The sequence below is a fragment of the Bacillus cereus group sp. Sample62 genome (genome assembly GCF_036851315.1).
Taxonomy (GTDB): Bacteria; Bacillota; Bacilli; order Bacillales; family Bacillaceae_G; genus Bacillus_A; species Bacillus_A wiedmannii.
On sequence record NZ_JAFLPK010000001.1, the window covers coordinates 3,185,007 to 3,199,321 of the forward strand.

Genomic DNA, 14,315 nt, shown 5'->3' on the forward strand with positions numbered 1-14,315 from the left:
TTGTCCCCCTAAATACTTTCATTAAAGAAAGTACTTATTTTTCCGTTTTTTGATCTAACCACCATTTAAATTCACTTTCTTGCAATAGTTCATTAGACGCATCTGGACCATATGAACCCGACTCATATTCATGAAGTGGCAATAAGTTTTCCTCGAATGCTTCAAGAATTGGTTGTACCCATTCCCATGACAATTCAACTTCTCTCCAATGTGCAAAGAATGTAGCGTCTCCACTCACAGCATCATGAATGAGTCTTTCATACGCTTCAGGTACTCCCACATCTGCTTGCTCACAAGTAAAGTTAATACGGATCGGTTCAATTTCTCCATTTTTCAATGGATTTTTACTATTTAACTGTAATGAAACATTCTCACCTGGGCTAATTTCAATTATTAATAAGTTAGGTGCTGCATTTGGATTATTATCTTGATATTGTTGTTTTAACGTATTTTTAAATTCGATTACAATACGAGTAGACTTTTCTTTCATTCGTTTTCCTGTTCGTATATAGAAAGGAACGCCAGTCCAAAATGGATTATCGATCCATAAACGAGCAGCAACAAATGTGTCTATGTTCGAAGAAGGATTTACTCCTGGCTCCTCTTTATATGCTACAACTTGCCCGCCTTTTATCTCTCCTGAAGAGTACTGTCCGCGAATGATATGGTTCTGAACGTCTTCTTTTTTCACTTTACGAAGCGTTTCCATTACCTTTCGCTTTTCCTCTCGAATTTCACATGCGTTAATTTTTTCCGGCAGATTCATAGCAGTCATCATTAATATTTGTAACATGTGATTTTGAACCATATCACGAATGGCTCCTGCGTGATCATAATATCCGGCTCTTTCTTCAACCCCAACCGTTTCACTAGCTGTTATTTGTACATTCGCTATATGTTCTTTATTCCAAATCGATTGGAGAACAGGATTTGCAAATTCTAGTGCTTCAAGGTTTTGAATCATCGGTTTACCTAAATAATGATCAATACGGTATATCTCGTCTTCTTCAAACGTTTGACTAAGCTTATCATTAAGCTCACGAGCAGATTTAAGATCGTGCCCAAATGGTTTTTCAATCATCAGGCGTTTCCATCCATCCGTTTTATCAAGTCCGCTTTCCTTAATATTTAAAGCAATTGTCTCGAAAAATTCAGGTGCAACTGAAAGATAGAACATTCTATTACCTTGTATATGTAGTTCTTCTTCCCTTTCACGAACAACTTGTAATAATCTCTCATAGTCTTCCGGCTTACTCACATCTAATGGGCAATAACGAAAATTATCTAAAAAACTTTCGAGTTCTGGAGTACCTTCTTCTCTATGACGTGAAAACGTCTCTATTGATTCTTTTATTCTTTTTTGAAACTCTTCATGAGGTACTTGACGTCTCCCAAGCCCGATAACGGATATTTGCTTTGGAAGCTTTTGATCTCTATATAAGTTATATAGTGCGGGGTAAATTTTTCGTTTCGCTAAGTCCCCTGTCGCTCCAAATAAAACAAAGGTCATTGATTCCAATTTTAGTCCCCCTCTTGTTGTATAATCCTGGTCAATATATTAAAAATGAATTGTACAGAAGCTCATGTTTTTATAAAAAACAAAGAGTTATCAAATTCCAATTCTTTTTATACCTTTCGCTTTCTAATTGTCCCCAATATTAATAGTGGCAATTCAAAGCATTTCTACCACAACTTACTTATTTATAGAATTTAACGAAACATTTTATATTTGATTACTTTTAGTAATTAAATAACCTTACGTATAGTATATTAACCACATAAATTATCATCGTCAATAAAAATGTCTTGGATTAAAGATTTTTTATTTCGTAATACTTTTCTTGGAGTATTCCTAGTTACCATTCATGTTCAAAGATAATGATCAATACAATAAATATCAGCTTCATCAAAACCTTTAATTAACTTTGTATTTAACTCGCGAACGAATTTTAAACTATGATCAAAAGGCTTCTCTATAATAAGACGGTTCAATCCTTTTGTAGCCCACAATCCACTTTCCTTAATATTTAAAGCAATTACATCAAATACTTCTGGTATAACAGATAGGTAAAACATGCGGTTTTTCGGAATATTTAATTCTGTTTCACGCCTCTTTACAAGACTCAACAAATCTTGATAGTCCTCTATATTCGCTGTATCTAATTGAAAATAACGAAATGTGCTAATAAATTCTTCTACTCCTGATTCGTCATCAGTAGATATTCTAGAAAATGTAGCAAGGGATTGTTCTACCTTTGTTTGAAATTCCACATCTGACATTACCCTTCTGCCAATACCGATAATCGAAATAGATTGCGGTATATTTTGATTACTAAATAGTTTGTATAAAGCAGGGTAAATTTTTCGTTTCGCTAAATCCCCTGTCGCTCCGAATAAAAGAAATGTCATTGAATCCATTTGTTCTCTCCCTTTTAAAACAATTGCTAGAATAGAATATATAAGCTCATTCGCTACTTAGAAAAATACTGTCTCTAAAACCTCATACTTTACCAATGTTTCTTCAATACAATTTTGCCAAGAGCACGTTCTGACTCACTTATGTGGTGTGCTTTTTTTACACCTTCTACATGTAAAGGCAACACATGCGTTACAACGGGTTTAATCTTCCCACTCTCAATTAATTCTGTAATAAGAGAAAGTTCATATCCGTTAGGTTCAGTAAATATATGGTCACTCTCAATATTTTTCTCTCTTGATATTTCGGTTTGCGGAATTTCCATACCTTTCGGACCATAAATAGATGCTAACTTTCCATTTGGTGCAAGCACTTTATAACTATCCTTTAGTACATCTCCGCCTAACACATCAAATACAATATTGTAATTATGCAAAAGTAAAGAAAAGTCTTCCGTTTTGTAATCGACGACAGTATCAGCGCCTAAATCCTTTACAAACTGCATGTTTTTCGTACTAGTCGTAGTTGCAACATGTGCACCGAAGCTTTTAGTTAGTTGAATAGCAAACGTGCCAATTCCCCCGGATCCAGCATGAATTAAAACCTTATTTCCCTTTTGAACATTAGCGAATTTCACTAAACTTTGCCAACTTGTCAAACCTACAAGAGGGATTGATGCTGCTTCTTCAAAAGATAGATTTCTCGGTTTTTTCGCGACATGTTTCTCATCTACAGCCACGTACTCTGCATAAGTGCCGTTTCGTTCAATATCTGGACGACTATATACTTCATCCCCCACTTTAAATGCTGTTACGTTTGGCCCTATAGTAGCAACTACACCTGCAACATCCCATCCTAAAACGAGCGGGAAGTCATAAGAAATTACATCTTGAAGTAAACCTTCACGTATTTTCCAATCCACGGGGTTTACACCAGCTGCATATACTTCAATCAGTACATCGTTTTCTCCCAATAAGGGTGTTTGCATTTCAATCTCTTGTAGTACACTTTTATCTCCATATTGCATAAGTCCTATCGCTTTCATTCTTTCCACTCCTTTACAATGCTGGGAAATGAGGTAGTACTTCTTCTCCTAGCTCATCCAATACCTCGTCAGCTGGGCGTTGACCATCAAATAGAGCAAGGAACAAATGATTCACACCAATACTTTTATATATATCAAGTAATTCAATTAGTGCCTTACGTCCTGTACGGTAACCTAAACGTATCGGTGTAGGACGTTCATTTGGATCTTCAGATAAGTCTAAATGCATCGGTTGTATAAATGGTTTGAATACATCTGGATGATAATCCTCTACTCGTTCTCGCCATTGTCCAATTGCTGCCGCCTGATGCACTGGACTACGTGGGTAGTACATCCATCCATCACCATGTTCAGCGAACCAGTCCATATTTTGCTGACTAAAACCTGTAATAAAGGTTGGAACATGTTTAGACGGTTTTGGAACTAAATTCGCTCCATTCACTTCGCCTAGTGTCGACTGGATAGACGGGAAGTTTTTATACAAAATCTCTTCCAAGTAAGCAAACGCTTCTCTAAACTTTTCACCTCGTGTTTCATGACTAACACCTAAAGCCTTGAAATCGGCACGTCGGTCACCTGATGAAACGCCAAGCATAATTCTTTCTGGAAATAGTTGATCCAATGTCGCAATTTCTTTCGCTACACGCAATGGATGGCGAAGTGACAATACAGTTGCCGATGTTCCGAATGCTATTTTCTCTGTTTTACTTGCTAAATACGTTAAATAAATCATCATATCGTAAATTTGACCTGTTGCAGGATCACCAAAGTCAGGGTCTTGCAGTAAAACATCGCGAAGCCATACGCCTGTAAAACCATATTGTTCCGCTTTTTGTACCAACTCTACTTGTTTTTCCATCGTTGGAGCATGAAACTGATAATTTTCAATCGGAATGTGAACTCCTAATGTAAGTTGATCTTTCGCAAACATACGATTATATCCAAAATGATTCGCAAACTTTTCCATGTGTTTCACTCACTTTCCTTCATTCATATAAATCTATACTTTTCATATTTCTTCTCAAAATTCATAGGCAATACTGTATCACCACATTGTTGCCGATTGTCATCGTTATAACTTTCTTTGTGCTACGAGTGTTATTATAAATCGGTCATAACACGAATAACAGTACGTACTTTAAAGTGATGTAGGCACTTTTAAGTACCTATGCCAAATGACTGATTATAGTTTTAATCAATAAATCATGCTGCATAAAAATAATGCCCTTCGTCTAAAGTTGCTTCTGCAGGTGCGTTACACTATTTCACTCAAATCTCCTCAAAAAAATGATTGACTTGTAGTGAAAGGAGCACAATTACAAATAAATTATATATTCCAAATATCATATATTATAAAAAAAACAGGATTAAGTACAGACACAATTAGATACTACGAAAAATTAAGCTTCTTCCCCCAGCAAAAAGAAACGAGAATAGTAGGCAATACGTTCAAATAGATATCAATCGAATACTTTTCATTAATCATCTAAAGAGAACGCAAATGCCCTTACATACCATACAAAAATATATGGAATTCTCACGAGCCAGATTCATAATATTATACTTATTTTTTGTACTTTGCTATGCTATAACCACGAACAGGAGGTAAGGACCAATGAAAGCACAAATTATCCATTCTTTTGGAGATTCATCTGTATTTCAATTAGAAGAAGTTGCAAAACCTAAACTTTTACCAGGTCATGTTCTAATCCATGTAAAAGCAACTAGTGTAAATCCAATTGATACGAAAATGCGTAGTGGCGCTGTTTCATCAGTTGCTCCTGAATTTCCAGCTATTTTGCATGGTGATGTAGCAGGTATTGTTATAGAAGTAGGAGAAGGCGTTTCAAAATTCAAAACTGGTGATGAAGTATATGGATGTGCCGGAGGTTTTAAAGAAACTGGTGGTGCCCTTGCAGAGTTTATGCTTGCTGATACGCGATTAATTGCTCATAAGCCTAAAAATGTAACAATGGAAGAAGCAGCTGCCCTACCATTAGTTGCAATTACAGCTTGGGAATCTTTATTTGATCGTGCAACCATTAAATCAGGTCAAAATGTACTCATTCACGGAGCTACTGGTGGCGTAGGACACGTAGCCATTCAACTAGCTAAATGGGCAGGTGCTAAAGTTTTTACAACAGCTTCTCAGCAGAATAAAATTGAAATAGCTCATCGTCTAGGGGCCGACGTTTCTATTAATTACAAAGAAGAATCTGTTCAAGAATATGTGCAAAGACATACGAATGGCAACGGATTTGAAGTTATATTTGATACAGTAGGTGGCAAGAATCTAGACAATTCTTTTGAAGCTGCTGCAGTCAATGGAACTGTCGTAACAATTGCTGCTCGTTCAACACATGACCTCTCTTCTTTACACGCAAAAGGACTCTCTCTGCACGTTACTTTTATGGCGTTAAAAATATTACATACAGATAAACGTAATGCTTGCGGTGAAATCTTAACGAAAATAGCTCAAATAGTAGAAGAAGGAAAACTTCGCCCATTGCTAGATGCTAAAACTTTTACGTTTGATGAAGTTGCACAAGCACATGAGTATTTGGTGTCGAAAGAAGCAATTGGGAAAATAGTGTTAAAAAACGTTTGGTAACTTTCACTTCATAATACAAATAACAATTGTTTGTTGTTGGAAAATAATAGAGAGCTCGCTTTAAACGGTCATATCTTTTTCTTAAGAGATGCCACAACGCTAAAAGCTTTCCATCCTTTACAACAAGTAAAAAAATAACAGCCGAATTTTTCTTATAGTAGAAAATTCGGCTGTTTTCATGTCTCAATTTGCTTTTTGTATATTTCCGTTTATAGATAAAATACAATTCACTTGTCTTACCATCTTTACCTTCAACAGAATATTATGTTGTTTTTAATTTATTAAAATACACTACGTACTAATCCCCCGTCTATTCGCAACGCGGAACCATTAATTGCTGAAGAAAGTGGGCTACTTAAGAAAGTGACAAGATGAGCAATTTCTTCTGGTCGAATAAGTCTTTGAATGATAGAGGTTGGTCGATTCTCTTTCATAAATCGCTTCTCAGCTTCTTCTATTGTCAATTGCTCATTAGGATAAAGACTATTTAACATAGTCTCCACTCCTTCCGTTAAAGTCGAACCAGGCATTATAGTATTAACAGTCACATTCGTTCCTGTCGTCAGCTCAGCTAAACTGCGAGAAAGTGAGAGTTGCATCGTTTTAGTCGCACTATAATGAGCCATTTCTTGAGATGGCATAATGGCTGCTTCGCTAGCAATAAAGATAACTCTTCCTTCTTTTCTTTCAATCATTTTTTTTAAATACGAGCGAGTAAGTCGAACACCACTCATAATGTTAACTTCAAAAAATTTAAACCAATCTTCATCAGGGATATCAAAATATTCTACAGGTTCAAAAATTCCTAAGTTGTTAATAAGAATGTCTACTTCAGGGTACTTTTCAATCACATTTTGGCACCCTTGTTCTGTTCCTAAATCAGCTACTACGGGTTGAAGGATAGCATCAGGATACTGCGCTTGAATTTCTTTTATCGTTTGATTAACATTTTCTTCACGGCGTCCATTAATAAGTACAGTAGCTCCTTCCGCTACTAATGAAGTGGCAATTGCTTTTCCAATCCCTGCCGTAGATCCAGTAACCAGTGCTGTTTTTCCTTTTAATTGCATATGCATATAGATCCCTCCCAGATTCATGTGCTAGATTATTGACTATGTTGGAATAAATAATTACGTTTATATTGTGGTTCACTTCTCTTATTTTTAACAGAAAATAAGCAAATCCACCCTTTGTTCAAAAGAGTATAAACGAAAGTTATGTAGCTATTTCACTCTGTACTGAATTAAAAATCGAATTTATCAGCATTTTGATCTACTCGATAATTCTGATTCAAATCATTTTGCATTATTCTAATGTAAAAAATCACATCAACAGCAGCGTAAAGCTAAAACCAACTAGTAAATACCATTATGATCCATATTAATTAGAAAGAAAATTACGCACTTTAAAGTTCCATAGGAACAAAAAAGTGCCCTATATACCATAATTTCTAACTTTTTATATTTACTAACGTAGTCTCCTTTTCTATCATAGAAAAGAGTGTAAAATTACATATTCTTAAATACAGTTATAGAATTATTTTCATCCTAATTAACTAAAAAACTATATAATACATCTTATTGTCCAATGTTATAAGGAGTTTTATGCACTTAAGAAAGAGTAATTTAAAAACACCTTATTACTTATCCAAATTACCAATTAATGCGAGATAATAACACTTGAAGTAAAATGACATTCTAAAAAACCTTGCAGAAAAATTCTACAAGGTTTTTGTCTATGCATACAAATTAATCATTACATTAAAATAAAAGGGTTTATAATTCAGCACAATAGTATTAAATATAAGCTGCTTTAAAGGCTTGTTGGACAGCTTGTACTTCTAATGAGTTTTTACCATTTTCAAGAATTACTCATTATATAAGCTATCTTTATATTTATTCATATACGTTATTTTTTGTGGTTCTGCTAACATATTTATTGCCATCCACACATTCTTTTTCATTTCTAATTTTTGCATTGGTATCTCTTTTAAAACCGGATTACTTATAATTCCTTCCATTTCTCTATCAATTCTTTGCATAAGATTTTCTTCTGGATTATTTTGCAAAGAAGTATTTTTCAATCCCCATTTTGTCATTATAAATTCATTTGTTTTATTCATAGGATTAATAATAGTAGCTTTACTAGTTAATCGTTTTTTTATTTCATCATGATAGATTTTAATTCTATATCCTTCTTTTAGTGGAATGGTATCTTTTACAATCGTTACATTTGTTCCTTCCATTTCCCTCGTATAAATTTTTTCCCCTTTCTCATTAAACACCTCAATTGATGCATATTTTTCACCTGCATAATAGCTATGAGGCGTTTTAGTAGTAACTGTAAAAACAGCTCGCTTTTGCTCTAAGTCTGTATTTAATTCAGCAAACTGATCATCTCCTAATCCTAGGAATTGAATCGTTTGATTTACTAACTTGCTCATTTTCATTTCGTTAACATCAATCGTTAGACTATTATCTTTTTCTTTTACATAGGCATAATACGTACTGAAATGGTACATACTATCCGTTTTCCCACCTGAAATCTCAACCGTATAGATTCCATTTGGTACGTCTTGTAATTTGATATCTGCTGTTTCAATTGTTTTTTCTTGAATAACTGTATTCCCTTCTTTTAATTTAATTTTTCCTCCTTTCAATGTATCTATTTCATTTGTATTTAAATGGATATGCAAATTCCCTTTTAGTCCAAGTGAAGCAATTTGCTGATTCGTAACTATTTCAAAATTGGAGTTTATCGGAATATCAGGGTCAACTAGAGATCTCGCTTTAGCTAATTGTGATTCAGGCACTATATAAGCTAAAGAAGTAACAGCCGGATAACCTTTCGCCCTATTAATCTCTATTTGTTTATTATTAAGTTTAAAGCCCCATCTTTCAAAAACGGCTGTAAAATCAACTTGTGCATTTTCACTATAATACTGATTCATTAAATCTGGTAAAGAATGGTCGCTTTTTTTAAAAGCAATATTGCTAGCTAGTTTTCGATAACCTTGATACATTTTTACAAAGGCTTCATCGCCAGCTTTTTGTTTCGCCATCGTTAAAAAAATAAGTTTTTGTCGTAAATCTAAGTCATCATAATTTTTATTTTCTTTCATTAAAGCATTGTATAAATTCCGTTCTACCTGTTCCTTCTTCCCAAAATTAAATAACCAACCAACTTGATCTGCTTTTTTGCCGTATTTACTATATTGATATTGAACACCAAATAGATTATTAGAAACTTCTCCTGTAAATATTCCTTGATTATCAAAACCAGCTTGGTATCCATGAGCGATTTCATGTAAAGTTCCCCAACTTAGTTTATCTAACCACATCTTTGTACTATCTGTACTATTCGCTGTCCAATTTGCGCCATAATAGGCACCGCCAGCACCGGATATATCTGCTTTTAAGAAATAACGATTTTGACTTTTTTTATTTTCAACCGTTGAGCCATCTAAACCAATAATTGAATCATACATCGCAAAAATATCCTCATAATATGCAATTAACTCATCCAACGATTGAAAATCTTTTAAAGATCTTACTAACTCTTTATCTTTTTTAGGTACAAATAATTGAAAACTCTCCCCTTGAATTAACGCATACTCCCCATCAAATTGATCCCATGTACTAAAAAATTGAGATACACTTCCTTGTTGTTTATAAATTGGAAGAGGCTTAGTAGCACTTTCATTTCCTATTTGGTACTCAAGTGTAGCGTGCTCTTCACCATACGGAGTATCTATGAAAGGAACTAAAGGCGTATCACCTTGAATCGTAATCCATTCATTTCCTACTTGTATGGACTTTTCATTTTTTGAGTCATTAGATAATAAGCGTAATGTTAATTTGTCTTTAAAATTAGGATTCGTTTGTCTTACCTTTAATGGTGTATTTCTCTGCAAGATAAATCCTAAATCTTGTCGATCATGATATTTCCCCTTACTTATGCTTGCCTGAAATATCCACGTAGGCTCTTCTAAACTAGTAATTTCTTTTACATTTGTTCGTTCATCAGCATGTAAGTGTATATTTCCTATGAGGAGAAACATTGTATACATGATGCCTATAACAAGTAACCTTTTCATTTACATATCTCCTTTTCTATTTTTTTATATACAAAATACAATAAAATCCTCCTCCTCCTTCTTCACTTATAACTGTGTTCAGTAAGTTACTTATCAGTGTAATTATTATAGTTACATTAACTCATGATTATCAATCATTAAATGTATGAAATTTTGCATATATAAATATTTAATGATAAACCCCAAAATATCGTAAAACGTGTTATATAATTCTTTTTCTTTAGTAGAAATAACTTTAGCCTCAAACTGCTTTAAAAGATGATCATTTTCCTTACAGATTCCATCCCTTTCTCTTATTAATTCGTTCATTCTTTTTTCATCTTTTGATAACATTATTTCCATAAAGTTCATATTAACGTGATAAAAATTAGATTCTACAATCCCAATCCACTCAATTGGTAGTAACTTATCCTCATACATATTAAAGGAAGTACTTTTTCCTCTTTCTAATCTCCAAAACCCTATTAGGGATAATACTATACATGCAATACTTGATATAGTTATTAATATGTTTAGTTTTGTACCAACCTTACTGTTTCTTAATAATTCCATTTTAATTATATATTCTAATATATAATTAAAATAATGTGTTTTATACTAAGAATCCAAAAATTCATGATTATGAACACATCCCATTAATTCTTTAACTTCTCATCCAAAATATCCGCAAATACTGCGGCACCAGGGGAACCCATCATTGATATATAAATTACACTTCCATACAAGACTAACTTAAAAAAATTTTTTCTTATTTCTCATTTTTCTATTTCCTCTCTATTAGAAGTACTCCCAGCACATCACACTTTAAAGAAACGGTGGTATTCCCTCATGCCCATCAAGCTAAGATAATATACGTTTAATTTCAGGTAAGATTTTTTCTTTTTCTAAATATTTAGTACAAAATTCCAAATAGTTTATATTAAATTTTTGAAAAAAATCTAATATAGTTGATTTTTATTTAATCTTGGCTTGATAGCGACGGGGCGGTACCATTAGTACTGCCCTAATACGTTACAAATTTTTTATAAAAGGTTGTAACGTCCTACGTTTTTGACCATTCTGTACAATGATAACTTTGGTTTATTGATTTCACTTGTAATCTGGTAGCCTAATCTCTGATACAATTTAATGGCAAGTTGGTTTTCTTTCTTTACTGTTAGAGAGCATTTGGCAAAGCCTTGCAGGGAAGCCTGTTCCTCAGCAAACTCAAGTAGTCTTGTACCTATCCCCAATCCTCGACTTTCGGGAAATAAGGCGATTGTTCCGATGTGAAACTCGTCATCTTCTCCCTCCTTCAAGGTAATCATGGAATAAAGCATTTTGATATTCCGAATGTTATAAACAAGAAAACCAAACTTTCGGAATGAAAGTAGCTGTTTAAAAGTGGGCCAGGCAAGACGATTTAAAACGGGGATGGGATAGCAAGTAATCATCCCTAAAGTTTCCCCATCCATTTGAGCTTCATAAGCGTATTGATGACTAAAACGGTTGTTCCCCTGCCGCCATAGCTTACAAAATGCCCCTTCGACTGTGTTCTTCTCCTCAGATCCTGCAAGTGGAAACGCCATGTATTCCAATGCGATTATATTTAGCTGGGCGCCGACCATGGATTGTTGAACAGCCTTCACTATAGAGATTTGATTCATTTCCCAGTACTCCTTTTCGCTTTATATATTATTGATGTTAATTATCATGGATTTGTATTAGTTCACTCCCTTCTCAAATCATCCTTAGCTTTGAAACCATAATAAAATGTATTTAAAACAAGCTCTGCAGCAGATTTTTTAGCCACATTTCCTTCATGTACTTGTTCCCAAGTATGGAAAATCAGGGCATAAAGCGTATTCAAAATCCATTCGCTGCTAACCGTTTGCTGAAAGTAACCACGTTGTTGTAACAGCTCAATAACGCGTCGTATAGGTTCCCTCAGCTTCTCTTCGGCTTCACCTAATTCTTTGTTGTTAAATACAGATGCATCATGACCTAGAAAATAGATTTTGTCACCTAAAGGGATTAACGCTTCAATGAGTTCTGGAATATAGTTTTCGCTTCTTTCCTCATCCAGTGGGATCTGATTTACGGTATCACTTACAAGTTGTATAGCCCGATGGCCCAAGAACAGCATCAATTTCTCTCTGCTTTCGACGTAACGATGGAGTGTAGCAATGCCAATTCCCGCATATTCCGCAATTTCATTCATCGAAGCAGTAGGATTTTCAACAAGTAATATAGTAGCCGAATCAAGAATTGCGTTAAATCTCGCTTCCTTTAACGTTGATAAGTCTTTCTTCATCGTCAATCTCTCCCTTTTTCTATATAAAGTCGTCATTTTTTGATAGATAAATATATCATTTGATAACATGATAAACAATCTCAAACAAAGTGTCCAGCTGCTAAATTTAGCTTTTCCAAAAGAATTATATTACTGAAACTGATAGTACTTTGAATGTTTCATTTTTAGCATTTTTATTATGTAGATGACGATGAAGAAATTAATTTTTTGATGTAATACATACAAAAGCCAAAGGAAATGGCACGATTCGCTTTCTTAGTAGAGAAAACAATCACATTAGCTGGATTTTTTAAGCTATTTTTCGCGATGTTCCCTTGTGATATTTTTATTTTTTTCACTAATATGGTTATCCTTCTTGCTAATTTTTTCATGAAAAATTAATAATTACAGTAATTTTTCTACTTTTATTGAATCCATTTGTACTTCATTTAATTACTGAATATTTTATAATGAAGGTACTTTCTGCATAAAGTTATCGGTTTACTTTAAAATTCACTTCCGGGTATTTGGTCATCAACCTTTTAAGGGTTGAGCCGTCATCCTTCTGTTTTACATACTGGTCAAAAAATGCCAGGCTGAATTCGTTGATAACGCGATGAACTTCCTTTGGATTTTCACCTGGGCTCTGCAACAGAGGGGAGAACAAATGTAAATCAGTGAAGCTTGTATGATCCGTATGAGGAATGACCATTGACATACCACCGCCAGCTAACCCACGTCCATATCGCTCCCTCACTTTATCGGGATCTGCTTCATCAGGCTCTACTGCACTCATGAGCAGAAATGGTTTTCCAATCCCACTTTCAGGTAAAATTTCCCCATACAAAGCGCCATCCATATTGATAGCTGCTTTAACACGAGAATCTTTTGCAAGTATTTGTGCTGCGGTAGCTCCACCATAAGAGTGCCCAAACATTCCAATTCGTGAGGTATCAAGCCTTCCTGTAAAGAAGCCGGTCTCATCATTTTGGTTAAGTTTCTCTATCTGATTAAGCACAAAGGTGACATCTTCCTCCCATAATTTTATGTGGCTATCCCCTTCGTCATCAGTTAAATTGAAGGGCTGTACGTAAGCAGTTCGACCATCTGGAAAGACGGTAGCTGCAGTATCAAAAGTATGATCGATACTTAGAACAATATATCCTTGACTAGCCAACTCCTCAACTTCAAACGTGTTTTGATTACGAAAACCATTAAAACCATGAGAAAAAAGTAATATGGGATATTGATTCTCTGAGTCTGAGAGTTGTAAATCCATAAACGAATGAGATTTTACCAATTCCAAGTGGCTGAATGCAAATGCAGGAATAGACAATGTTTTTTCCAATCCCTTGGAGAGCTCATTTATGTTACGAATATAAGGTTCTTGATCCCCCTTGCTTTTTTCAGCTGCAGGATACCAAATTTGCACCATCAGTTCGCGTCGATCAGTTGGATTTTTCGAATATGGTTCATTTCTTTGATGATCAACCCAATGATATAGCTTCGTACCGACCCTATGTGGACCAGTTGGTTCTTCAAATGAAAATACTGGCATAAGTAAGGGTAGCGCAACTGCTACAGACAAATAGATGCACAACAACAAAGTCTTAACTATGAATATCCCCCCGCTTCTAAAGCCCTTTTTCCGTTCAGCTAATAAATAGCATAAAATCAAGATAACTGGGGATACATATGCCGGAATCATCTGCCATCTAAAACCTTCTGACAATAGCTGAACTGTAACCATTACAACAGCAACCAAAGTAGCTAATTTAGACCATTTTTTCGTTTCCCCGGCTACAAACAGTATCCAACTCAATAGACTAAAATTCACAACTATCAAAGCGACTTCCCAGAAATTCATTGGCCTAT

Annotated in this window: 11 protein-coding genes and 1 pseudogene; 2 read left to right on the top strand and 10 right to left on the bottom strand. The window is 34.6% G+C overall.

From position 1 onward, the window contains the following. Positions 1 to 34: 34 nt before the first annotated feature. The 4 genes from zwf to J0835_RS16205 all read right to left on the bottom strand — a co-directional run bounded on the left by zwf (position 35) and on the right by J0835_RS16205 (position 4,428). Positions 35 to 1,519: a glucose-6-phosphate dehydrogenase gene (zwf, locus tag J0835_RS16190; protein ID WP_087981297.1), complete on the bottom strand. Its 1,485-nt coding sequence runs from the start codon at positions 1,517 to 1,519 to the stop codon at positions 35 to 37. A gap of 350 nt (positions 1,520 to 1,869) precedes the next feature. Then, complete coding sequence (locus tag J0835_RS16195; RefSeq protein ID WP_087981298.1) at positions 1,870 to 2,418, bottom strand: glucose-6-phosphate dehydrogenase; 549 nt, start codon at positions 2,416 to 2,418, stop codon at positions 1,870 to 1,872. Positions 2,419 to 2,507: 89 nt separating this feature from the next. Continuing rightward, on the bottom strand, positions 2,508 to 3,461 hold the full coding sequence (locus tag J0835_RS16200; RefSeq protein ID WP_087981299.1) for an NADP-dependent oxidoreductase: 954 nt from the start codon (positions 3,459 to 3,461) through the stop codon (positions 2,508 to 2,510). 13 nt (positions 3,462 to 3,474) lie between these two features. Beyond that, on the bottom strand, positions 3,475 to 4,428 hold the full coding sequence (locus tag J0835_RS16205; protein WP_087981300.1) for an LLM class oxidoreductase: 954 nt from the start codon (positions 4,426 to 4,428) through the stop codon (positions 3,475 to 3,477). 492 nt (positions 4,429 to 4,920) lie between these two features. Between J0835_RS16205 and J0835_RS16210 the strand changes: the two genes are divergently transcribed. Together J0835_RS16210 and J0835_RS16215 are read left to right on the top strand one after the other, a co-directional pair. Then, on the top strand, positions 4,921 to 5,070 hold the full coding sequence (locus J0835_RS16210) for a hypothetical protein (protein WP_242250095.1): 150 nt from the start codon (positions 4,921 to 4,923) through the stop codon (positions 5,068 to 5,070). A gap of 6 nt (positions 5,071 to 5,076) precedes the next feature. Next, positions 5,077 to 6,072, top strand: coding sequence for a zinc-dependent alcohol dehydrogenase family protein (locus J0835_RS16215; protein ID WP_087981301.1), 996 nt, complete (start codon positions 5,077 to 5,079; stop codon positions 6,070 to 6,072). A 281-nt stretch (positions 6,073 to 6,353) separates the two neighbouring features. On the opposite strand, the gene J0835_RS16220 is transcribed toward J0835_RS16215, so the two are convergent. The 6 genes and pseudogenes from J0835_RS16220 to J0835_RS16245 form a co-directional block, all read right to left on the bottom strand. Beyond that, entirely contained in the window at positions 6,354 to 7,148 is a 795-nt protein-coding gene (locus J0835_RS16220) for an SDR family NAD(P)-dependent oxidoreductase (protein ID WP_048525128.1), read from the bottom strand. 791 nt (positions 7,149 to 7,939) lie between these two features. Then, entirely contained in the window at positions 7,940 to 10,168 is a 2,229-nt protein-coding gene (locus tag J0835_RS16225; RefSeq protein ID WP_087981302.1) for a putative mucin/carbohydrate-binding domain-containing protein, read from the bottom strand. A gap of 189 nt (positions 10,169 to 10,357) precedes the next feature. Then, positions 10,358 to 10,720, bottom strand: a pseudogene (locus tag J0835_RS16230) (MCP four helix bundle domain-containing protein); the annotation flags it as partial. Between the two features lie 470 nt (positions 10,721 to 11,190). Continuing rightward, positions 11,191 to 11,814 carry a GNAT family N-acetyltransferase gene (locus tag J0835_RS16235; RefSeq protein ID WP_087981303.1) on the bottom strand — a complete coding sequence of 208 codons (624 nt, stop codon included), beginning with the start codon at positions 11,812 to 11,814 and terminating at the stop codon, positions 11,191 to 11,193. Positions 11,815 to 11,876: 62 nt separating this feature from the next. Continuing rightward, positions 11,877 to 12,461 carry a TetR/AcrR family transcriptional regulator gene (locus J0835_RS16240; protein WP_087981304.1) on the bottom strand — a complete coding sequence of 195 codons (585 nt, stop codon included), beginning with the start codon at positions 12,459 to 12,461 and terminating at the stop codon, positions 11,877 to 11,879. A 472-nt stretch (positions 12,462 to 12,933) separates the two neighbouring features. Beyond that, positions 12,934 to 14,307 (bottom strand): alpha/beta hydrolase family protein, encoded by a 1,374-nt coding sequence (locus J0835_RS16245; protein ID WP_087981305.1) that lies wholly within the window; start codon positions 14,305 to 14,307, stop codon positions 12,934 to 12,936. Between the last annotated feature and the right edge of the window lie 8 nt (positions 14,308 to 14,315).